The sequence below is a fragment of the Flavobacterium cellulosilyticum genome, assembly GCF_004349355.1.
In the GTDB taxonomy this organism is placed as follows: Bacteria; Bacteroidota; Bacteroidia; order Flavobacteriales; family Flavobacteriaceae; genus Flavobacterium; species Flavobacterium cellulosilyticum.
In genome coordinates, this window is sequence record NZ_SMFK01000007.1 from 62,287 (window position 1) to 85,441 (window position 23,155).

Here is a 23,155-nt window from a genome sequence, read left to right on the forward strand (position 1 = left end):
AGTATCTATCTAAATATTAAGTAAATATATAAATTTTGAAGGTTTAATAAAATTTAATATTTGAATAAAGAATAACATTTCAAATATTAATTTTAAAATTAAAAAATAGTATCCAAAAAAAAAGACCCAAATTAAATTGGGTCTTTTGTAAAAATTTATATCTAAATTAATTAAGCATTATGCTCTTTTTCAATTATTTTATGTTCTTCTTCAGACATTGTATCGCACAACACTGGAGTTGCAATAAACAATGAAGAATAAGTTCCTACTACGATACCAATAAGCATCGCAAAGATAAATCCACGAATAGACTCACCACCAAAAATAAACATAATCAACAATACCAATATCATTGTTAATGAAGTATTAATAGTTCGTGACATTGTACTATTAACAGATTGGTTTACAATACTATTAAAATCACCTTTTGCTTTTGTTTTATCGCCTAAAAATTCACGAACTCTATCAAATACAATTACGGTATCATTCATTGAATATCCAATAACTGTTAAAATTGCAGCAATGAAATGTTGATCAATTTCCATTCCAAAAGGCATGACTTTATAGAATAAAGAATAAATCCCCAAGACGAAAATTACATCATGCACTACAGCTGCAATAGCTCCTAAACTATATTGCCATTTTCTAAAACTTATAACTAAATACAATCCTACAATAAGCATCGCTCCAATAACCGCCCAATACGCATTGGTTTTGATATCTTCTGCAATCGTAGGTCCTACTTTAGAAGCCAGCACGATACCGTATTTTTTTCCATCGTAAGCATTTACAAATTTATTGTATGTTAATCCATCTGAATAATATTTTTTCAAATTTTCATACATCAATTTATTCACTTCTTCATCAGCCTCACTTCCGTGTTCTTGTACTTTGTATTTTGTAGTAATTTTTAATTGGTTGTCGTTACCGAAAATTTTAACTTCTGCACTACCTTCAAATACTTTTGATAAATCTGCTTTTACAGCTTCAACTTCAACAGGTTTCTCAAAACGCACTTGGAATGTTCTTCCTCCAACGAAATCAACTCCTTGGTCAAATCCATTGGTTACAATAGAAAAGATACTTATAACAGTTACTATTGCAGAGAAGGCATACGTCCATTTTTTAATCCCTAAGAAATCAAAATGAAAATTCGTGAAGAAATTTTTAGAGAACCCTGTTATAAATGATAATCTATTATTTTTACTTATACTCCAATCGATAAAGATTCTAGCAATAAAGATAGAAGTGAATAATGAGGTTACAATACCTATTAATAATGTTGTTGCAAAACCTTTAATTGGTCCTGAACCAAAAATAAACAAAACGCCACCAGTTAAAATATGCGTAACGTTTGCATCAACGATAGAACGCATTGCTCCTGTCCAACTATAAGATGCTTTTACTGCTTCATCTAATGACTTACCAGAACGCAATTCTTCTTTCGCCCTCTCATAAATAATAATATTCGCATCAACTGCTGTACCCATTGTTAAAACGATACCTGCAATACCTGGTAAAGTAAGTACTGCACCTAAACTTGCAAGAATACCAAATAAAAATAATAAATTCACCGCCAAAGCAACATTCGCATACCAACCTGCTTTTCCGTAATATACCATCATCCAAAGTGAAACTATAAGCAAACCTAATAGGGCTGAATTAGTTCCATTATCAATTGCTTCTTGACCTAAGGATGGTCCAACTACTTCTGATTGAATTATATCAGCTGCAGCCGGAAGTTTTCCTGCTCTTAAAACATTGGCTAAATCTTTAGTTTCTGAGATGTCAAATGAACCTGAAATTTCTGATCTACCACCTGAGATAGGACCACTAGTAACTCCTGGAGCAGAATAAACAATATTATCTAAAACAATAGCAATGTTACTTTTTTGCGTATACGCTCTACCTGTTAATTCTTCCCATTGTTTTGCTCCTTGACCATTCATTTGCATAGAAACAGCAGGTTTTCCTAACTGGTCAAAAGTATCTTTAGCGTCAGTAATAACTCCACCACCCATTGAAGCAACATTATCTCTATTTCCTTTTAATGCATATAATTCAACTGCATCAATCTCTTTTCCTTGAGCATCTTTAAGAATTGTTGGTTTTCCCCAAACAAATCTAGCATAATGTTGTTCTGGAGTCAATAAAATTTTAATATCGGCTCTTCTTAAATAACCACCAACTACAGCTGTATCTTTTGGCGAAAACATTCCCAATACTGGTCCACCACCTTGTTGAATGATTTTATCAAATAAAGGATTATTCCCTTTTTTTGTTGCAGAAGAGTCTTTTCCGTTAGTCAATAATGCACTTATTGAATCTTTAACTGCAACTTTAGTTTCAACTTTATTAATTTCAGTTTTTTTCAATGCCTCATTTGCAGCAACTAAAAAGTTACCAATTTCATCAATTTTATACGTTTCCCAAAACTCTAGTTGAGCTGTACTTTGTAATAATTTTTTGATTCTATCAACATCTTTAGCTCCTGGAAGCTCTACTAGGATTCTACCTGTTTCTCCTAATTTTTGAATATTAGGTTGTGTTACGCCAAATTTATCAATACGTTTTCTCAATACTCCAAAAGCACTATCAACTGATTCGTCAACTTTTCTTTTGATTACTTTTTGGGCTTGCGCATCCGTCATTTGAAAATCAATTCCACCTTCACCTTGCATCGTTCTGTTTGCAAAAATATCTGGAGAAGCCAGTTTTACTGACCCTTTAGAATTTGCCTCGAACGCTTCGAAAAAAGCATCAACATAAGTTTGATTTCCTTTTTGGTTTGCAGTTGCGTCAGCCAAAGATTTATTGAAAATTGGATTTTTCGAATTATTAGACAATCCTTTCAAAACGTCTTTTACCGAAATTTGTAAAATCACATTGATTCCACCCTCCAAATCTAGACCTTTGTTGATTTGTTTGTCTTTTACTTCATCAAAAGTAAAACTGGTAAACCCAAGATTAAAGACTTTTTCTTTACCTATGGAATCTAAATATTTTACTTCTTTTTCAGAATTTCCAGCCGCAAATGATTTTGCATCATTTTTAATTTTACTAGAAACGAAAGTGAAAGAAAGTTGGTAAATGCTTACCAATGCAAATAGAATTGCGAAAAATTTAATAAGTCCTTTATTCTGCATTATTACTAAAAATTAATTATTTATTGTATTTATTTTACATTTAATTCTCATAAAATTGACAATAATTTCCATTTTCTTTAACAAATTAATAAATGAAAAGTATGGCTTTCTTTATGAACCGAGCAAATATATAATTAACGTAAAGATTAACCAATTATTTATTGATTAATATCAAAAAAAAAGACTGCAAATATGCAGTCTTTCTTTTTTTACTTAAAAATTGTTATGCTAATACCGATTTAAGGTCTTCATTCATATTTATAACTGCCTCTGCACTTTTTGCAAATTTTTCTTTCTCAGCGTCATTTAGAGTAATGTCAAGAATTTCTTCGATTCCGTTTTTTCCAATAATACAAGGTACTCCAATACAAATATCACTTTGTCCGTATTCGCCATCTAGCATCACTGAACAAGCAATCATTTTCTTTTGGTCGTTCAAGATACTATCTACTAAATAAGCAACAGAAGCTCCTGGCGCATACCAAGCAGAAGTTCCTAATAAACCAGTAAGTGTAGCACCACCAACCATAGTTGCTGCAGCTACTTTTGCCAATTCTTCTTCTGATAAAAACTCAGAAACTGGAATACCATTGTAAGAAGCTAATCTTGTTAATGGAATCATAGTAGTATCACCGTGACCACCAATAACCATAGCAGAAACGTCATTAGATGGCTTGTCTAAAGCTCTAGACAAATAATATCTAAAACGAGAACTATCAAGAGCTCCACCCATTCCTATAACTCTGTTTTTTGGCAAACCTGTAGCTTTCAATGTCAAATAAGTCATTGTATCCATAGGATTTGAAACCACTACAATAATTGCATTTGGTGAATGTGTCAATACATTATCAGCAACAGTTTTTACAATCCCTGCATTGATACCAATTAATTCTTCACGAGTCATTCCTGGTTTTCTTGGAATTCCAGAAGTGATAACCACTACATTACTGTTGGCTGTTTTTGAATAATCATTAGTAACACCCGTAATTACGGTATTAAAACCTGTATTGGTAGCGCATTGCATTAGATCCATAGCTTTACCTTCAGCAAAACCTTCTTTGATATCTAATAATACTACTTCACTTGCAATTCCTCTATAAGAAATCACGTCTGCACAAGATGCTCCCACATTTCCTGCTCCTACAATTGTAACTTTCATGTTTTTTTATTTAATAGTTGTTTTGTTTATTTGTTTAGTCGGTTAATTGCTTAACTGATTAATCTTTTATTCTTCTTTTCGATTAACCGATTAAGCAGTTAACCAATTAAACTTTTTCTAAGCGTCAATATTAGCATATACTGCATTTTTCTCAATGAATTCTCTTCTTGGCGGAACCTCATCTCCCATTAACATAGAGAAAACTCTGTCCGCTTCGGCAAGACTATCAATATTCACTTGACGTAAAGTTCTGAAACTTGGATCCATTGTAGTTTCCCACAATTGTTCGGCATTCATCTCTCCAAGACCCTTATAACGCTGAATACCTGCACTTCCTCCCATTCTTGCATTGGCTTGATCGCGTTGATCATCGTTCCAAGCGTATTCTTTTTTATTTCCTTTTTTAACTAAATATAAAGGTGGTGCTGCAATATACACATGTCCTTCTTCTATCAATTCCTTCATAAAACGGAAGAAGAAAGTCAATATTAATGTTGAAATGTGGCTACCATCGACATCGGCATCACACATAATAATTACTTTATGGTAACGTAATTTTGAAATATTTAAGGCTTTAGAATCCTCTTCTGTTCCAATAGTCACTCCTAATGCAGTGAAAATATTACGAATCTCTTCGTTTTCAAAAACTTTATGAACCATCGCTTTCTCCACATTCAAAATCTTACCTCTTAAAGGCAAAATAGCTTGAAATGCTCTATCACGACCTTGCTTAGCTGTACCACCTGCCGAATCTCCCTCGACAAGATATACTTCGCATTTTGCTGGATCTTGTTCCGAACAATCGGACAATTTTCCTGGCAATCCACCGCCACCCATTACGGTTTTGCGTTGTACCATTTCACGCGCTTTCTTAGCCGCGTGACGCGCCTGAGCTGCCAAAATTACTTTTTGAACAATAATGCGAGCATCATTTGGATTTTCTTCCAAATACGCTTCAATCATATCTCCAACTGCCTGACTAACTGGCGACACAACCTCTCTATTCCCTAATTTGGTTTTAGTTTGACCTTCAAATTGAGGTTCCGCCACTTTTACCGAAATAATTGCAGTAAGACCTTCACGGAAATCATCTCCAGAAATATCAAACTTTAATTTATCTAACATTCCAGAAGCATCTGCATATTTCTTTAGAGAACGAGTCAAACCAGTTCTAAAACCTTGTAAATGCGTTCCTCCTTCGTGCGTATTGATATTATTTACATAAGAAAAAATATTTTCTGAATAACTGGTGTTGTAAATTAAGGCAACCTCAACTGGAATTTCTCCTTTTTCATTATCCATTGAAATAACGTGTGCAATAATAGGCTCACGATTTCCATCCAAATAACGAATGTATTCTTTCAATCCTTCTGTTGAATGGAAGATTTCGCAAACAAAATTACCCTCTTTATCTAATTCTCTTTTATCTGTAAAAGTAATCGTAATTCCTTTATTCAAATAGGACAACTCACGCATACGAGCCGATAAAGTATCGTAAGAATACTCTATGGTTTGAGTAAAAATAGAAGGATCTGGATAAAAAGTTACAATCGTACCTCTTTTAGTCGTTTCTCCAATTTGTTTTACTGGATAAAGTGCTTTTCCCTTTTCATATTCCTGCTCGTAAACCTTTCCATCACTACTATGAACGGTTGCTCTCAAATGGTTTGACAACGCATTTACCACCGAAACCCCAACACCGTGAAGCCCTCCAGAAACTTTATAAGAATCTTTATCGAATTTACCTCCTGCACCAATTTTAGTCATTACAACTTCTAATGCGGAAACTCCTTCTTTTTTGTGAATTCCAACTGGAATTCCACGTCCATTATCTTCTACCGAAATAGAACCATCTTCATTTATATCTACTCGAATCGTATCACAATGACCTCCCATTGCCTCATCGATTGAGTTATCTACTACTTCATAAACCAAATGATGTAGTCCTCGAACCCCTACATCTCCAATATACATCGAAGGACGCATTCTTACATGCTCCATTCCCTCTAACGCCTGAATACTATCTGCTGAATAATTGTTCTTATTAATTTCTTCGCTCATATTTTTTTATTCTAAAAATGTAATTTTTGTATAACACGCAAATATAAGGAAACCGACCTAACTTATCGGTTTAAAACCTACTTTAAGTCGTTAAGTTATTAACAAATAGGTGTGAATTTCAATGGTGAAAATCAATTTCAATGACAATGTCAATAGCAAAAATCAATTTCAAGGAAATACTGATAAAAAACTGCAATAAAACAATACATCAATGGCAATGACAATGGCAATGACAATGGCAATGACAATGGCAATGACAATGGCAATGACAATAGCAATGACAATAGCAATGACAATAGCGATGACAATAGCAATAGCAACGACAATAGCAATGACAATAGCAATGACAATGACAAAAATAAAAGGCAATACCAAAGTTCAATTTCAATCCAAAAAGCAATTTATAAATAAGAATTAACTTAAAAGAAAAATTTCCAAAACAAAACATTTAAAATGCAGTTTTGGAAATTAGCTTAGTTGAACAATTTTATTTTTATCAATTTCTCATTGATATTAACATTGATATTGCCATTGAAAAATTATTTCCTCATAATCTTCACATTCATTTCTTCAACTTTTTTATCGGATAAAATTGATGGTGCTCCAAACAATAAATCTTCGCTAGATCCCGTTTTCGGAAAAGCCATTACTTCACGAATAGAGGCTTTTTTCTCCAAAATCATCATCAAACGATCAATTCCCCACGCAATTCCACCGTGTGGTGGTGCACCGTATTGAAAAGCTTTGTACATCGTTCCTACGCTTCGCATCATTTCTTCTTTGTTGTAACCCATATTTCTATACGTTGCCTCCAGAATCTCCGATTTATGTGCACGAACAGATCCTCCACCAATTTCGTAACCGTTTAATATGATATCGTATTGTTGGGCGATGATAGTTCCAATTTCTTCATCAGTTCCATTCATGTGTTTTTGCAAATCATAAATAGCAGGCATCGAAAACGGATTGTGTGTAAACGTCCATCTTCCTTCGTCTGTTTTTTCAAACATTGGAAAATCAACTACCCAAGCAGGACATAATTCTTTTGGATTAATTAAGTGTAACATTTTACTTAATTCCTGACGAACAGCATCCAAAGCTTTGTTGGCCGTAGCATAATCTGCTGCTGAAAAGAACACAATATCACCCACTTGCGCATTTGTCGCTTTTATAATTCCAGCTGCAATTTCTTCGCCTAAGAACTTAATAATTGGCGATTGTAATTCGTCTTCATTTACAATAATATATGCCAATCCACCCAAACCATGCTGTTGTGCAATAGCCGTAAGGTTTTCGATCTGACCTTTAGACATACGTTTGTCCCCTTGTTCTGCTGCCGAAACTTTGATGCATTTTACAATTCCACCTTCTTCAATTGGTTTAGAAAAAACTTGGAAAGTTGTTTCTTTTACAATTGCCGTAATGTCTTGCATTTTTAATCCATAACGCAAATCAGGTCTGTCGCAACCATAGAAATCCATGGCGTCTTTATAAGTTATCACTTCAAAAGGACGTAAAATCCATTTCTTACCATAAATTTTAGTCACTACTTCATTAAACATTTTGGTGTTTAAATCGATAATTTGCTGCATACTGGCATAAGCCATTTCTAAATCCAATTGAGTAAATTCTGGCTGACGATCGCCACGAGAATCTTCATCTCTAAAACAACGTGCTATTTGGAAATATTTCTCATATCCACTCACCATCAACATTTGCTTGAATTGTTGCGGCGCTTGTGGTAGCGTATAAAACAAACCAGAACCTTTACGGGTTGGGACAATAAATTCACGTGCTCCTTCATCCGTTCCAGCACTTAATATTGGGGTTTCAATTTCTAAGAATTCTTCCGTATCTAAAATGTCACGTAATAATTTAATTACTTTATGACGATTGACGATTGCTCTTCTTACTTCTTCATTTCTATGATCTAAAAACTTGTATTGAAAACGCAAGGCCTCATTAGTTTTTGCCGCTCTTTTTATTTCAAAAGGCAAAGTTTTAGATAAGTTTAAAACCTCTAATTCTGAAGTTTTCAATTCGATTTTACCTGTTCGTAAACCTGCATTAAAATCATCCTCCTTACGACCTACCACAATTCCTTTCACTGAAATCACCGATTCAGGTTTCAATTTCACTAATTCATCGATATTAGGAAACGTTTCTCTACTAATATTGATTTGGAAAATTTCATAGCTTGAATCACGCAAATCGATAAACATCAATTCACCGTGGTCACGTACACTTGCAATCCATCCAGACAAAAGCACCTCTTCATTGATGCTTTCTTCTGATAATTGCGAAATTTTATGCGTTCTATACGTATCTTTTATAATGATCGGAATTTCAGGAAGTGCTTCTTCTAGAATTTCTTTATTTTCTACAATTACTTCCTTTGAAACTTTTTCAGTTGCTTGTTCTTTTTCTGAAATTGCTGCAGCACCCAAACCATCTATAATAATTTGACGAATTACTTTTCCGTTGGCTCCTTTTCCAATAATTCCAAGAACCTTCCCAACAAGAATACCTGCTTTTCCTTGGTCACCTGCTTTTATTTCATTGGCAACAGCCTCATTTTCTGAAATTACTTTCGCAATAACTTCGCTGATTTTATCTTCAGAAATGGTGTTGTCAGCAAAATATTTATTGTAATCAAAATTTTGATCTTTCAAATAACCAGCAATTGCATTTTGAACTAAAACCGCTGTGATTTTTTCGGCTTTAAATAAGACAAAAATGGTTATTAAATGTTCAATATTATGGATTTTAGAATAATCTTCCGATTTTATGTTGTTCGCCAAAGTTTTAGCGACGAATGACGGATCTTGTATTTCATTATTTAAAGTGACGAATGTTCTAGAACGCAAAGCATCTGCCGTAAAAAACTTGGCATCTTGTGGTAAAACACCTCCATTAATCAAAATAGATTCAACAGCAAACGGCAACGCACTTGTATTCACTTTTATCGCTTCGATTTCTTTTTTGATATTTACAAAAGGCAAATCGGGTTCCGAAATAAAACGGTAATCCGCTTCAAATTCCTTTTTACGCATTACTTTAGTTTGCTTCAAATCAGCATCCCATAAAACCGTAGTTTGATCTGGTCTAAACTCTTTGTTTTCAATAAAATAATTGAATTGTTTCTCTACTTCTTCTTTCAAGGCTTCCACCATAAACTTAAACGAGTTCAAGTTTTTGATTTCTGTTCTTGGATTTAAATCATAAGTGTGTTTTTTGCGTAAAGACACTGAAACATCCGATTTAAATTCTCCTTTTTCCAAATTCGCTTCAGAGATACCGATGTTTTGAACAATACGGTGAATATATTGCGCATAAGTCGAAGCATCTTCGATATTCCGGATACAAGGCTCGGTAACAATTTCAATCAATGGCACTCCTGCTTTGTTAAAATCGACTAAGGAAATTTTCTTTTCGTGTACCAATTTCGCAGCATCTTCTTCAATATGAACCTGCGTTAGGTTTACTGTAAATTGAGAACCGTCATTTCGGTAGCAAGATACATGTCCATCAGGAATGATTGGATTGTGAAATTGCGTTATTTGAATGTTTTTTGGATTGTCTGGATATTCGTAATGCTTTCTATCCCAAGAGATCACCTCATTACTAAATGACGAATCCACCGCTTTTCCAAAATAAATCGCCTTTGTAATTGCTTCTTTATTTAAGGCAGGCAAAATACCCATTTGTCCCGTACAAACAGAACATATATTTTCGTTAGGTGTTTCTATTTCTTGATTGGGACAAGAACAAAACAACTTGGTTTTGGTATTCAATCGAACGTGAGTTTCTAGTCCAATTACCAATTCTAAATCGTAGGCTTTTAATGCCGCAGTTAATTGCTCCAATTCCATTATAGTGTATCTTTTAAGAAGTTTGCAAATTGCAAGACTAATTCATCATTATTTTTTGCTGCCGTAATTTGCAGTCCTGTACTTGTCCCTTGTGGCACGGTTAACGTTGGCAATTGTCCTAAACTGAATCCAACCGTGTAAGCATCTGACAAATACATCGCCAAAGGATCTTTTAAGCTGTCTCCAATTTTAGGAGGTGTATTTGGAGTAACTGGCGATAAAATGATATCTACTTCTTCGAAATCTCTACTGAAATTCTCCGAAATCTGATCTCTTACAGCCAAACCTTTTAAATATATTTCGTCTGAGAAACCTTGAGATAAAACTTGGTTTCCCCCTACAATTCTGCGTTTTGTTTCGTCTGAAAAGTTTTCAGAACGCGTTACAGCGTAGGTTTCGATTAAATTTTCTGCTTCAATACGGTTTCCATAATTAGTCCCGTCCAAACGAGATAAATTAGAAGCCGTTTCCGCCATAGCCAAAGTATAATAAGTCGAAACTAAAATATCTGATTTAAAGAAACCCAATTCCTTAACTGCAATTCCTTTTACTTTTAATTTTTCAATAGTGACTAAAAAATCAGATTTAACTTGGGCATCAATAGCGTCACTTTCAACAAAGTTTTTGAAATACCCGATTGTTTTCACAGCGGAAGTTGCAATAGCAGCTTCACTAATTTCTGACGAAGTGATTGAAGTTTGATCTTTTGGATCTTTCCCACTCATTACATTTAGTACAATTCGGATATCTTCAATTGATTTTGCCAATGGCCCCACACAATCCGTAGAAGACGCATACGCCATTAATCCAAACCTTGAAATTCTTCCATAAGTGGGTTTGAAACCATAAATATGATTGTATCCCGCAGGTTGACGAATCGAACCGCCAGTATCTCCACCTATAGAAAATACGGTATATTCTTTAGCTACATTCACCGCAGAACCTCCGCTTGAACCACCTGCTACTAATTCTGGATTGATTGCATTTTTGACGGCACCAAAAATGGTGTTTTCACTAGACGATCCGTGACCAAAACTATCGCAGTTTTCTTTTACTAATGGGATCGCACCCGCATCCATTAATTTTTGAATAGCAGTAGCGGTGTAAGGCGATTTATAATTTTTTAACAAATCAGAACTTGCTGTTGTGTAAGTTCCTTGAACCATATACACATCTTTAATTCCAAAAGGAATTCCTTCTAACAAACCTATTGTTGCTCCATTTGCAATTTTTGCATCTACTTTTGCGGCTAAATCTAGAGCCAAAGTATCCAATAAAGAATTTACAGAGTTGTAGGTATTTTGTTTAAGTAAGTCTAATTTTTCTTGTACCAAAGCAGTACAAGTTATTTGTTTTGACACCAACTGTTGGTGTATTTTTTTTATCTGAGAATCCATTTTTTTATCCTTCTATAACTTTAGCAACCACTAAAAAACCATTTTTCTTGTTCGGGAAATTTTCTATAATGAGTTGTTTCTCGATAGCCGAACTTTCTACCACAACATCATCCCTTAAGTCGCTAACAGATACGTAATTATGATTGACATTATTTACAGCATTTTCATTTGATGGTTGTGCATTTTTAATTACATCAAATAATTGGTTCACGGACTCTGAGGGCTGTGCTCCTTTAATACTCGACAAGATGTCGACTGTCATTGTTTTGCTCATAATTTTATTTCGTTTTAGATCAAACTTTAAGGGTGCGAATTTACGAAAGTTTATCAGGGAAGCCTATTTTTTTTTAATGATTTCAATAGTCCTCTATAGTAATGAAGATTAATAAATGATCATTTTGTTAAATATATTTGTTTTATACGGCTTTATGTTGAAATAATATAGAGAAAGCACAAAAACTAATATCAAGCCTATTGGATATAATTAAAAATAGCTTACGAATAAAACAGATGGAAGCAACACAGATTAAAACGGATTTTTTATTCTATAGATTCAATCAAATACTTCGTTCCATTGATCTCGAAAGCGTAACCTACAGCATTCCCCATTAATTTATTTCCTAATGGCGATTGAGGCGACAAGGCAATAACATTAATTCCATCAATAGTGATTTTAGGGAGAGCCGCACATAAATACAAGTGTATTCCATTGGCCGTGACTAAACTACCCACAATAATAGTTTTAGTTATTTTAGTCGAATCAATTTTATCTAAAATAGCTTTTTGAGCTAAAACTTCCTTCAATTTATGATTGAATTTTTCTTGCTCGATGTGCATCATAGAAAGCGCTGTTTCGTGTTTATCTCCAGCAGAACCTTTGGCATCGTTTTTTGAATCTTCAGTCAAAGCCGAAATCATATCTCGAAAAGCATCTACTCTATCTTGGACAAGTTGAAGGTAATATTGATGTGTTTTTTGTTTGAAAGTCATGTTTTGAAAAAGGTTTAAACACAAAGATCACAAAGAATGCAAAAGGTTCACAAAGTTTTAAAATTATTTTCTGTGTTCTTCGTGCCTTCTTTGTGAACTTTGCTTATAAATAAAATTAAAAATCAAATTTATAATTCGCTCCCAATACAATCTGAAACCCTTGAACTGGATAATCCATCCATTTTTGATAGGATTTATTCGTAATATTATTGGCTCTTAAAAAAATAGTTAATCTATCACTATAATTGAATCCTACATGAGCATTTACATCAAAATAACTGGCTAATGTAATTGGACCTTGATCAATCGAGGTGGACAATGCCTTATTTATTTTTTGGTCTTTTCGTTCCCCTACATAAAAGGCATTAATACCTGCATACCATTGTTTTGTGATATTAAAATCTAATGTTGAATTCAGTTTGACAGCAGGCAAATTCCATGCCTCTGCTTCAAAACCTTTTGTATAACTACTAAAAGTTCCGTTGACACCAAAAGTGACAACATCATTTATTTCTGCTTTAAGTTCCCCATAAAAACTCAAGGTTTTCACATCGTCATAAACCACACTCATCGAATTTCCGAAAGCATAGTTTTCATTGTTACTATTTTCGGTGTAATCATTGCTTTTAAACAAAGCTTTATTACTTTCGTTCAAGTAAGAAGCTCGCACATTATAACTTACGTTGTCCACTATTTTACCTTTCAACCCAGCAAACATATCATATTTTTTGTCTGTTGGAATAATGGCTAAAGTTGGCGATAAAAACGGATTCACATCAACAAAATCGGAATAGGTATTTTGTTTCAACTCCCCTTCGGCACCAGCATAAAAAATCATCAAATCACCAATGACTTTATAGGAAGCATTAATTTGGGGGTAAACAAAAAATTTATTGTTACTATTTTCAATGTCTTTACTATAAAATAAACCCGCTCCTATATGTATAGTCCAATCGTCTTCATCTAAGACAAAACTTGGAACAATCCCAATATTTGTATAACCATATTTTATTGGGTTTGTATTCGTATTCCAATAATTTTTATCAAAACTTCCGCCTAAATAATCTACAATTATGTTTGTTTTAATAGCTACATCGTTGATGTCAAATTCCAATGATGGTTTGGCAAAAAATCTATTTTCCGCAGAACCATAATTATCCGAAAAATGATTGAATTTTACACTTGCTTCTTTTAAAATACCATCAAAAAGCTCAATTTTGCTTCCTATATAAACATTGTTATAACTTTGTTGCGGATTAATACCCCTTCTTATACTCTCCCTGTCGTTTGGAGTTAACGTACCTCCGAATTTAGCAGGCAAACCATACCAATTATAAATTTGATTTTGGTATCCTAAATCTAAATTCCAGTACAAATTATTTTGACGAATACCATATGTTAAATCAATGGAAGTGTCATAAAATTTATCGTTTAACTCCACTCCTTTTATACCGCCTTGTGACGAAAGATGACGAAACATTCCACCCACATAATCATTATTATTTAATTCTTGATTTACAAACAATTCACCATTGAAAATCCCGTAATTCCCACCACCAAAAGTGGCATAATTATTATACAAATGGGCTTTTTTTTCTTTCTCAACACCTTCGGCTTTTCCTTTAGATGGTGCAAAAGTGGACGCTACAGGAAAAGAAAAAATCGTGTATTTTATTTTTTCTTTTTGGGCATTTCCTTCATCGTCCAATTCGGGAGTTTCTTTTATTTTAAAAGCATCCGAAATAGTTGGCGAATACGGTTTCACCACATTTACTACTTCAGTCCCAATGTTTTCCTCTTTTTTTTGAGCAAATGAAAATTGGAACGTAATGAGTAAAATTATTGCAATTATATTTTTGAAATTGATTGTCATATTGTAAAGTTTTATTTTGATAGTATTCTCTTCTCTCGATTGCGCTCGAGATGACACTATAGAAGCAAAAATTAGTTAGTAATAGATGAATTCGTTTTGGATTCTTCATTTTTAATGTTTCCCAATTCTGTTTTGGCTTCTAAAACCACATCAGGATAATCAGTAAAGTTTTTAATCACATTTTCCAAGATATAAGTGGCCTGAAAACTATCTTTTAATCCATAGAAATTCTTGGCCATAAGAATCAAACCTTTAGACCCAAAATATTTATATCCAGAATAATTCTTAGCTAATTTTTGAACGACAGTATTTGACGCTTCAAACTTTCCGTCTTTATTTTTAAAATACCCTTCATAATATAAGGCTTCAGCGGCCAATTCTCCCTTAGCAATAGTTTGTAATTTGGCATAAGCTGTTCTTGCCTTGGCTTCATCTCCTGTTTGAATGGCAGCTCTTGCTACAATAATTTGCGCATCACTTTTTACCCCATCATCCGTTTTTGTATTAGCCAACACTTTTTCGGCATAAACCACGGAGTTAGCATAATCCTTTTTGTCATAATAACTTTTCATCAAGTTGGATTGTGCGTAAGTTTTATTTTGAGGATAATCAGCTTCGGATTCTAAACGTGTTAAAACAGGAATTGCTTTTGAATAATCATTGTTTTTTAAATAAATCTGAGCCAAACGAACCAGAGATTGTTCTGAAAACTCATTTCGGGGTTCCCCAATAACATACACATAGTTAGCAACTGATTTACTTTCCTGTCCGTCAGCATAATACGATTGTGCCAAATAAAAATTAGCTTTTAGCGAATGAATTCCATTCGGGAATTTAGAAACATAATTGCTACATCCCACAATAGCTTGTTTTGTATTGTTTTGCAAATATTGTTTTTCTGCTGATTCGAAAGTGTCGTTATCTAATTCAGCATTGGTAACCGCAACAAAATCAAGTGTTCGAACCCAACTTGCATATTCGTCTACTCTACCGCTATCAACATAAATTAATCGAGCAGTAGCTACAGCCTCAAGTGCTTCGGGAGTTTTAGGGAAATCCGCAGCCACTTTTTTAAATTTGGCCAAAGCCAATTCATCTTTATCTGAATTGTAATAAATCAATCCCTGACGTAAAATAGCTTTTGAGGTGAATGATCCTTTTTTGAATTCTGTATTTAATTGATCGTAGGTTTTTATAGCAAGATCTCTATTTTTCTCGGCTACATAAGTATTTCCAAGTTCAAACAAGGCGTCATCACGATAATAGGACTTTGGAAATAATCGCAAAAAGGAATTGAGTTCTTCTATCTTTTGATTGTTTTTTGCAAGAAAACCGTAACAAATCGCTTTTTGAAAATACGCATAATCCGCATCAACACTTTTTAAATCTATTACTTTATTATACGCTTCCAATGCTGGCGTGTATCTTGAACTCACAAATCGACAATCAGCCAAACGCAAGTAAGAATCATTCAAACGATCTTTGTCGTCTTTCACTTTTTCGATTTGTTTTTCGAAATAATTACCTGCTTGATCATATTCTTTTAACTTGAAATAAGAATAGGCAATATTGTAATTACTGTTCTTGAATTCTGGCGTAGCTGCCGCTTGAGCCAAACCTGCAAATTGTCTATAACTCAAGACTGCATTTTTATAATCTTCTAAAACATATTCGGTTTCTCCTTTCCAGAAAGTTGCCCGAGCAGTAAATTTTGCGTCTCTAGGCTCGTCGATTGATTTTGAAAACATAGAACCCGCTTCTTGAATTTTTCCGTCAGTATACAACTCTAATCCTCTATAAAAAGCCACTTTTTGATAGGCTGGTTTATTTTCTGTCGATTTATTTTTCTCTAATAAAACTAGAGCTTCTTTGTAATTTTTAGAGGAAATATAAGAATCAATTAATAATTTTTCAATCTCAGACTTATTGGCATTATTAGGATATTTGTTCAAAAAAGAAGTCAAAACCGAAGGTACATTTTGATAGGAGTTTCCAATTTCGTAACTCAGTTTGGCATAATTTAAGCTGGCATCTTCTTGAATTGCAAGATCAAATTCCATTTCAGAAGCATTCTTAAAGGCATTCAAGGCTTCTTGCTTTTTATTTAGTTTAAGGTAGCTTTCTCCTAAATGATAATACGCATTTTGAGCTACAAAATCTTTCCCACCAATGATTTTATTGAATTGAGAAATCGCATTATTGAAATCATTTTGCTTGTAATACGCATAGCCCAATTGGTAATAATCAGTATTATTCCATCGCCCTCTTTTGCCTTTATACAATGATAAATAAGGAATCGATTTGTCATATAGTTGAAAATTAAAATAGCTTTCGCCAATGATTTTATTTAATTCTGACTTTTCTGAAGCGTCCGATTTTGACATTGCCTTTAAACCTAAATCGATCGATTTTTGAAAATTTCCCAATTTAAAATTCATATCGGCTTGATAGTACGAAAGCTTTTCTTTGTATTTTTCTTCTCCAGATACTTCGTCAAAATATTTGTTGGCTTGTTTGTAATCATCCCCTTCGTAAGCCATAAAACCTAAATAATATTTGGCTTGCGAACCGTATTCGGGAGAATTTACTGCTTTGTTTAAATAAACTGCAGCTTCTTTCTTATTTTTAGAACTAAAAAAACTATAGCCTTTTTGAAAATTATACTTATCTCTTTCGGCATAACTTATGTTCGAGTCATCCACCTTTTCAAACCAACGCAAAGCTTGAGGGTAGCTTCCTTGTTTGAAGTAATATTGTGCAACATCTAGATAGGCCCTATTTTGTTTTATGCTCGTTGGATAATCCGATACAAAACGTTCCATTAGAACATTGGCATTGGGTTGATCTGTGCGAATGGCACAATTTGCAATGTAATAAGAACAATCAGATAACAGTTCCTCATTAGTTGCAGTCGATTTTAGCTTTTCGAATATGATTTGAGCAGAAGCATATTGATCTTCATTATACAATGAAACCGCTTTATCAAAATCTTTTGAATCGTGAGTGTAAATAGCAGATTTTTGGGCTGAAATAGTTAAACTAACAGCAAAAATTAGCGAAAAGAAAAGCAAAGAAAGTTTACGCATCGAGGATTTTTTTTATAATAATTCAAATATACCGCATTATACAAGCTATAACGGATAGAAATTCGAATTTATTATGAACATCTTTTTAAACAATTGTATTTTTCCTTAATTATGGAATATTCAAATAATTATATTATTAAGTTAATCTCCGCAATTGTCAAAATTTATTTTGAATGCCACTAATATCTTGTTACTTTTACACGATAAACAAATAGTATTATGTCACAACCAGTTCTGTCATTAAAAAATGTTACCATTTCCCAAGGAGGAAAAATAATTTTATCCAATGTCACTCTTGATGTTAATCATGGTGAATTTATATATATTATTGGAAAAACAGGTACAGGAAAAAGTAGTTTTATGAAAACGCTTTATGCTGACTTACCCTTGACTGAAGGAGAAGGTAATATTGTTGATTTTGATTTAGCTAATTTAAAAGAAGACGAAATTCCCTATTTGAGAAGAAAAATTGGATTTGTTTTTCAGGATTTCAAATTACTTCCAGATCGTACTATAAAAGACAATTTACTTTTTGTTTTAAAAGCTACTGGCTGGAAAGACAATGCTGAAATTCAGAATAAAATTGACGAAGTTTTGAATAAAGTTGGAATGATAGGCTCTGTTGGCAAAATGCCTCATCAACTGTCCGGAGGTGAGCAACAAAGAGTAGCGATTGCTCGTGCATTACTCAACAATCCTGAGTTCATACTTGCCGATGAGCCTACTGGAAATCTTGATCCACAAACTAGCGTAGAAGTTATGGAAGTATTAAGAAAAATAAACGCTACCGGTAAAACTGTTATTATGGCCACACATGACTATGCTTTAATAATGAAATTCCCATCGAAAACATTAAAATGTGAAGATGCTCATCTTTTTGAAGTAGTTCAAAAAACAGTGTAATTTTACATTACTATTCAACTTATTTCTTTAAATACTATCAAATTAATTGTCATTGAAAAAACAGATAATTGTCATTTCAGGGGTTAATATGGTCGAAGGTGGCATTTTTACTATCCTTGATAATTGTTTGCAGAAAATCGCTATTTATGCTCCAAACAAAAATCTGAAAATAATTGCTTTAGTTAATGACAAGTCAAAATTCAATTATCCCAACATTGACTTTATTGAATTTCCTAAATCAAAGAAATCTTGGCTTTTGAGATTGTACTACGAATATTTTTATTTTAAAAAACTTTCCAAAGAAATAAAACCAGATATTTGGTTCTCATTGCACGATACAAGTCCAAATGTGATTGCAGGAAAGCGTTTTGTTTATTGTCATCATCCAACCGTTTTTTATAAACCGACCTTCAAGGACTGGAAATTTAATTCTAAAATCGGAGTGTTTTCTATTCTTTATAAATATTTATATCAAATAAATTTAACAAAAAACGAAGCTGTTTTTGTTCAACAAAATTGGATTAAAAAAGAATTTGAAGCCCTTTACCAAATCCAAAACGCAATTGTAAGCAAACCAGAATACGTAGAAACGATTACCGATAAAAAGACAGTACTAGATCAAAATAAAATCCATTTTTTATACCCGAGTTATCCTAAAGCTTACAAGAATTTTGAACTAATTCTTGATGCAATTCCATTATTAGACAAAACTGTAAGAGATAAAACCATATTCCATTTTACAACAATCAAAAACAATCCAAGTAAATTTGCTACTTATTTATGTAACAAATATGCCAATCTGAGTGAAGTGAATTTTTGGGGAAATATTGAACGAAATGAATTATTAGAATTATACAATTCTATCGATTGTATTTTATTCCCCTCCAAACTAGAAACTTGGGGATTGCCACTTTCCGAGGCAAAAGCTTTCAAGAAACCTATTCTTGCAGCTAATTTGCCTTATGCAAAAGAAACCGTAGGAGATTATGAAAAGGTAAGTTTTTTCGATGTCGATTCCCCAAAAGAATTAGCCGAATTAATCACTAAATTTGTTAACCAAACCATTGCGTATCAAGGCAACAAATCTGGCATTGGAACAAATCAAATCAACAGTTGGTTTGAATTATTTGATTTCATTTTAAAAGAAAAATAAATGGCTTTTTTTTCGATCATCATTCCGTTATACAACAAAGAAAACTATGTTGAAAAAACACTTCGAAGTATCAATAATCAAACCTTTGTAGATTTTGAAGTTCTGATTATCAATGATTGTTCGACTGATTCAAGTATTGAAAAAACAATTCCATTTCTTTCAGACAAAATCAAATTATTCCACCATAAAACAAACAAAGGTCTTTCTGCTTCTAGGAATACTGGAATTCAAAATGCAAATGCTGATTACATCACTTTTTTAGACGCAGATGACACTTGGAAACCTAATTTTTTAGAAACTATTCATAGGCTAATTACCAACTTTCCTGAAGCTCGAATTTTTGGGACTAATTATGAAGAAGTATATAAAACTCAGACGCTCCAACCGCAAAATGGATCTGAAAATTTAGCTAAGCATTTCGAAGGAATTATCGACTTTTTCAAAATAAACTTAAAACAAGGCATTTACAATCACGGAAGTGTTTGTTTCCATAAAAATGTTTTTGAAAAGGCAGGCTATTATGATGAAACTATAGATTTTTCTGAAGATATTGATTTTAATATTCGGGCTAATTATTTTTTCAAATTAGCGTATTCAAATTCAATTCAAATGAGTTATTTGATGCAAAGTGAAAATCAATTAACAACGAGTTCAATACTCAACAAACGATTGCCTGATTATGATAAATATGAAGCATTTGCAAATAGCAATTTAACATTAAAAAAATATTTGGATTTTGAACGCTATGTACTTTCAAAGCACATTAAAGTGGATGGAAATACTATTTTGTCCAAAAAAATACAGAATTCTATCGATGTTGATAACTTAAATTGGAAACAGCATTTGCTTTTAAAATCACCCGTTTCTCTGTTAAAATGCTTTAATAAAATCAAGTTTTTGTTAATTCGATTAGGTTTTAAATTTACAAGTTATTGATAAATAATTATTTCAAATAACATAAAAATTCATTGAAATCCCGGATATAATCATCTTCATTAAAAACATCTGAAGCTAAAACTAAACATACTGCTCCTGAAGAAAAGTTCTCTAATTCACGCCACGTATTATTAGAAATTATAAGCCCTTTATCTGGTTTATTTAAAGTTACTTTATGGGTGTTGACACCATCTTTCAAGACAACATCAAAACTACCTGAAAGTGCAATAAGAATTTGATTTAGGTTTTTGTGAGCGTGCCCTCCACGATTAGCCGAACTAGGAACATCAAATAAATAATAAACACGTTTAATCTCAAATGGTATAGTGTCTTTTTCAATTACAGCAAGATTTCCTTCCGGGTTTGCAATTTTAGGTATATCAATAATTTTTATATTCATTTTAATTAATTTTCAATAGTTCTAACCATTGATTTCCTATTTTTTCAATGGAAAATCTTTCTACACTTGTCTTAGCATTTTGCTTGCAATGTAAATATAATATTTTATCTTGTAGCATTAAATTCATTGCAGAAGTCAATTTAGCAAAATTCTGATTTTCAACCAAAATTCCGTTTTCATTATTGATTATTATTTCGCTTGGACCGGAATGACAAGCAAAAGAGATTACTGGTGTTTCACAAGCTAATGACTCAATTAAGACAGTTGGGAACCCTTCATTCTTACTAGATAATACTGTATAAAGAGCCTTTTTAAAATATACAAATGGATTTTTGACTTCCCCTTTAAATAGAATCATATTTTCTAATTTAAAAGTTTTAACTAAATTAACAAGTTCGCTTTTTAAAGTTCCATCTCCCAAAATTATCATTTTAATATCATTTTTGGGCAATATAGAATTGGCATAACATTCTATAAGCTTATTAAATTGTTTAACATTATCTTGCATCCTTCCTACTGCGAGAATGTATTTAAAATCAAATTCAAACTTTTCTTTTATAGCAGTTTCAATGTATTTAAAATCAATAGGATTATAAATAGTTTCAATATTCAAATAATTAGAATTGGAAACAATTCTTTTTTTTATTTCATTAGAAACAGTAATAATTTTATAACAATTAGAGTAAATCCAATTAGCCAACAATTTATTTTTGGGAAAATATAAATCTATCATATAACTATGAATAGTCACAATTAAAGGTGCTCTATATATTAATTTAGCAATGAAAAACTCTTGCCATTGATGTCTTTTTACTCTAAAATCAATGATAAAATCAAATTCGTTTTCTAAAAAAAACTTTCTAAGAACCCTAAATCGTTTAAGTCTATTAAAAAAATCATTCGAATCGTCTCTTATAATTCCTAAATTTAAAACATTCCCAGAGAATTCATACTCAATTTTATCAACAACGACAACATGATGAACTTTACAATTATTTTTTTCAAAAAAAACAGACAATAAAGCTGCACAACGCTCTGCACCTCCAGTTGCAAGCTGATCTGAGACTAAACAAATTTTATATTGCTTTTTAATAGAATCGCTCAATAGTAACAAATTTTTAGAAACAAATATAGGTAAAATAGAACTTAATAAAATTTGAAAACACCTTAGAATTAGCAATAAGATTAAATAATCTGTCAATTAATATATTATCAGCTAAATGCTTTAAATTTTTGTTTAAAATTATATTAGTTTAATTTAGCTTTACAATTTAATTAAATTTATAGAATGCAAAATAACGATTTAGTTACTGTGATTTGTTCCTGTTTTAATCATGCAAAATTTGTAACCGATAGTATTCAATCTGTTTTAAATCAATCGTATAAAAACATTCAAATTATTATTGTAGACGATTGCAGTACTGATGATTCTGTCTCCGTAATTGAAAATTTTATCATTCAATTTCCTCAAATACTATTCATAAAAAACACAAGCAATCTTGGTTTGACCAAATCTTTTAATAATGCCGTAAAATTAGCCAAAGGAGATTATTTGGTGGATTTAGCCGCAGACGATGTTTTATTTCCAGATTGTATCACAATCCAACTTGAAACTTTTAAAAACACTACGCTTAAAAACCTTGCTATTGTATATGGTAATGCTGAAATAATTTCCGAAAAAGGAGATCATTTTTCCTATAATTTTGAAGTTGATTCTAATTTGAAAACTAGTAAAAAAAGGATTTCTGGTGATTTATATGCTAAAATTATAAGTTTAGAAACAACGATTTGCAGTGTTTCTGCTATGTTAAAAAAATCTGTTTTTGATGAACTAAAAGGTTATGACGAAAGGTTATCTTTTGAAGATTTAGATTATTGGATACGCGTTTCCAGGTTCTACACCATTGAATTTATAGATGCAATATTAGTTCAAAAACGAAAAACACCTAATTCTTTGCATTCCAGTTTTTCTATTCCAAAAAACACAAATGGCTTTTCGACTTATTTAATATTAAGAAAAGCTTTTACTTTAAATAAAAACAAAACAGAACACCGAATTCTATCAAAAAGAGTAAATAATGAAATTAAATTTGCGCTAAAAACTCATAATCACTCCTTAGCATTAAGGAATATCGTATTAAGAATTCAGATTGGTTTGAAATCAATTTAAATCTTGCTC

16 protein-coding genes are annotated in these 23,155 nt (G+C 32.4%); 5 read left to right on the plus strand and 11 right to left on the minus strand.

What is annotated here, in order from left to right:
• Positions 1-170: 170 nt before the first annotated feature.
• The 3 genes from secDF to gyrB all read right to left on the minus strand — a co-directional run bounded on the left by secDF (position 171) and on the right by gyrB (position 6,366).
• On the minus strand, positions 171-3,146 hold the full coding sequence (secDF, locus tag E0F76_RS11825; protein WP_132006077.1) for a protein translocase subunit SecDF: 2,976 nt from the start codon (positions 3,144-3,146) through the stop codon (positions 171-173).
• A 223-nt stretch (positions 3,147-3,369) separates the two neighbouring features.
• Positions 3,370-4,305 (minus strand): malate dehydrogenase, encoded by a 936-nt coding sequence (locus E0F76_RS11830; RefSeq protein ID WP_132006080.1) that lies wholly within the window; start codon positions 4,303-4,305, stop codon positions 3,370-3,372.
• A 117-nt stretch (positions 4,306-4,422) separates the two neighbouring features.
• A complete protein-coding gene (gyrB, locus tag E0F76_RS11835; RefSeq protein WP_132006083.1) occupies positions 4,423-6,366 on the minus strand; it encodes a DNA topoisomerase (ATP-hydrolyzing) subunit B in 1,944 nt (647 codons plus the stop codon).
• 211 nt (positions 6,367-6,577) lie between these two features.
• Here gyrB and E0F76_RS11840 point away from each other — a divergent pair, with 211 nt between their 5' ends.
• Positions 6,578-6,784 (plus strand): hypothetical protein, encoded by a 207-nt coding sequence (locus E0F76_RS11840; protein WP_132006086.1) that lies wholly within the window; start codon positions 6,578-6,580, stop codon positions 6,782-6,784.
• Positions 6,785-6,905: 121 nt separating this feature from the next.
• Here E0F76_RS11840 and gatB/aspS read toward each other — a convergent pair whose 3' ends face one another.
• The 6 genes from gatB/aspS to E0F76_RS11870 all read right to left on the minus strand — a co-directional run bounded on the left by gatB/aspS (position 6,906) and on the right by E0F76_RS11870 (position 17,584).
• Positions 6,906-10,238, minus strand: a complete 3,333-nt coding sequence (gene gatB/aspS, locus E0F76_RS11845; RefSeq protein WP_132006089.1) for a bifunctional amidotransferase subunit GatB/aspartate--tRNA ligase AspS — start codon at positions 10,236-10,238, stop codon at positions 6,906-6,908.
• Positions 10,238-11,635: an amidase family protein gene (locus tag E0F76_RS11850; protein ID WP_132006092.1), complete on the minus strand. Its 1,398-nt coding sequence runs from the start codon at positions 11,633-11,635 to the stop codon at positions 10,238-10,240. Before E0F76_RS11850 ends, gatB/aspS begins: the two co-directional genes overlap by 1 nt.
• 4 nt (positions 11,636-11,639) lie before the next feature.
• The gene (locus tag E0F76_RS11855; RefSeq protein ID WP_181954044.1) at positions 11,640-11,909 is read right to left on the minus strand and encodes an Asp-tRNA(Asn)/Glu-tRNA(Gln) amidotransferase subunit GatC; all 270 of its coding nucleotides are present in this window, start codon (positions 11,907-11,909) and stop codon (positions 11,640-11,642) included.
• 266 nt (positions 11,910-12,175) lie between these two features.
• Positions 12,176-12,625, minus strand: coding sequence for a hypothetical protein (locus E0F76_RS11860; RefSeq protein ID WP_132006095.1), 450 nt, complete (start codon positions 12,623-12,625; stop codon positions 12,176-12,178).
• 115 nt (positions 12,626-12,740) lie between these two features.
• Complete coding sequence (locus E0F76_RS11865) at positions 12,741-14,498, minus strand: TonB-dependent receptor (protein WP_132006098.1); 1,758 nt, start codon at positions 14,496-14,498, stop codon at positions 12,741-12,743.
• Positions 14,499-14,569: 71 nt separating this feature from the next.
• Positions 14,570-17,584 (minus strand): tetratricopeptide repeat protein, encoded by a 3,015-nt coding sequence (locus E0F76_RS11870; protein ID WP_132006101.1) that lies wholly within the window; start codon positions 17,582-17,584, stop codon positions 14,570-14,572.
• Between the two features lie 219 nt (positions 17,585-17,803).
• Here E0F76_RS11870 and E0F76_RS11875 point away from each other — a divergent pair, with 219 nt between their 5' ends.
• From E0F76_RS11875 to E0F76_RS11885, 3 genes are read left to right on the plus strand one after another with little or no spacing between them, the layout of a single operon-like run.
• The gene (locus tag E0F76_RS11875; protein ID WP_132006104.1) at positions 17,804-18,487 is read left to right on the plus strand and encodes a cell division ATP-binding protein FtsE; all 684 of its coding nucleotides are present in this window, start codon (positions 17,804-17,806) and stop codon (positions 18,485-18,487) included.
• Positions 18,488-18,539: 52 nt separating this feature from the next.
• Positions 18,540-19,640 (plus strand): glycosyltransferase, encoded by a 1,101-nt coding sequence (locus E0F76_RS11880; RefSeq protein ID WP_132006107.1) that lies wholly within the window; start codon positions 18,540-18,542, stop codon positions 19,638-19,640.
• A complete protein-coding gene (locus E0F76_RS11885; protein ID WP_132006110.1) occupies positions 19,641-20,576 on the plus strand; it encodes a glycosyltransferase family 2 protein in 936 nt (311 codons plus the stop codon).
• Positions 20,577-20,583: 7 nt separating this feature from the next.
• Here the strand turns inward: E0F76_RS11885 and E0F76_RS11890 are convergent, their stop codons facing one another.
• Both E0F76_RS11890 and E0F76_RS11895 read right to left on the minus strand, forming a co-directional pair.
• Entirely contained in the window at positions 20,584-20,976 is a 393-nt protein-coding gene (locus E0F76_RS11890) for a sugar 3,4-ketoisomerase (protein WP_132006113.1), read from the minus strand.
• 1 nt (position 20,977) lies between these two features.
• The gene (locus E0F76_RS11895) at positions 20,978-22,177 is read right to left on the minus strand and encodes a glycosyltransferase (protein ID WP_132006116.1); all 1,200 of its coding nucleotides are present in this window, start codon (positions 22,175-22,177) and stop codon (positions 20,978-20,980) included.
• Positions 22,178-22,264: 87 nt separating this feature from the next.
• Here E0F76_RS11895 and E0F76_RS11900 point away from each other — a divergent pair, with 87 nt between their 5' ends.
• The gene (locus E0F76_RS11900) at positions 22,265-23,146 is read left to right on the plus strand and encodes a glycosyltransferase family 2 protein (RefSeq protein WP_132006119.1); all 882 of its coding nucleotides are present in this window, start codon (positions 22,265-22,267) and stop codon (positions 23,144-23,146) included.
• The last annotated feature ends 9 nt before the right edge of the window (positions 23,147-23,155 follow it).

Bases quoted from the DNA above. Each gene is read 5' to 3' on its own strand.
- gyrB (WP_132006083.1), bottom strand. From the start codon at position 6,366: ATGAGCGAAGAAATTAATAAGAACAATTATTCAGCAGATAGTATTCAG.
- E0F76_RS11870 (WP_132006101.1), bottom strand. From the start codon at position 17,584: ATGCGTAAACTTTCTTTGCTTTTCTTTTCGCTAATTTTTGCTGTTAGT.
- E0F76_RS11900 (WP_132006119.1), top strand. From the start codon at position 22,265: ATGCAAAATAACGATTTAGTTACTGTGATTTGTTCCTGTTTTAATCAT.
- E0F76_RS11875 (WP_132006104.1), top strand. From the start codon at position 17,804: ATGTCACAACCAGTTCTGTCATTAAAAAATGTTACCATTTCCCAAGGA.
- E0F76_RS11860 (WP_132006095.1), bottom strand. From the start codon at position 12,625: ATGACTTTCAAACAAAAAACACATCAATATTACCTTCAACTTGTCCAA.
- E0F76_RS11885 (WP_132006110.1), top strand. From the start codon at position 19,641: ATGGCTTTTTTTTCGATCATCATTCCGTTATACAACAAAGAAAACTAT.
- E0F76_RS11850 (WP_132006092.1), bottom strand. From the start codon at position 11,635: ATGGATTCTCAGATAAAAAAAATACACCAACAGTTGGTGTCAAAACAA.
- E0F76_RS11890 (WP_132006113.1), bottom strand. From the start codon at position 20,976: ATGAATATAAAAATTATTGATATACCTAAAATTGCAAACCCGGAAGGA.
- E0F76_RS11840 (WP_132006086.1), top strand. From the start codon at position 6,578: ATGGCAATGACAATGGCAATGACAATGGCAATGACAATGGCAATGACA.
- E0F76_RS11830 (WP_132006080.1), bottom strand. From the start codon at position 4,305: ATGAAAGTTACAATTGTAGGAGCAGGAAATGTGGGAGCATCTTGTGCA.
- secDF (WP_132006077.1), bottom strand. From the start codon at position 3,146: ATGCAGAATAAAGGACTTATTAAATTTTTCGCAATTCTATTTGCATTG.
- gatB/aspS (WP_132006089.1), bottom strand. From the start codon at position 10,238: ATGGAATTGGAGCAATTAACTGCGGCATTAAAAGCCTACGATTTAGAA.
- E0F76_RS11865 (WP_132006098.1), bottom strand. From the start codon at position 14,498: ATGACAATCAATTTCAAAAATATAATTGCAATAATTTTACTCATTACG.
- E0F76_RS11855 (WP_181954044.1), bottom strand. From the start codon at position 11,909: ATGAGCAAAACAATGACAGTCGACATCTTGTCGAGTATTAAAGGAGCA.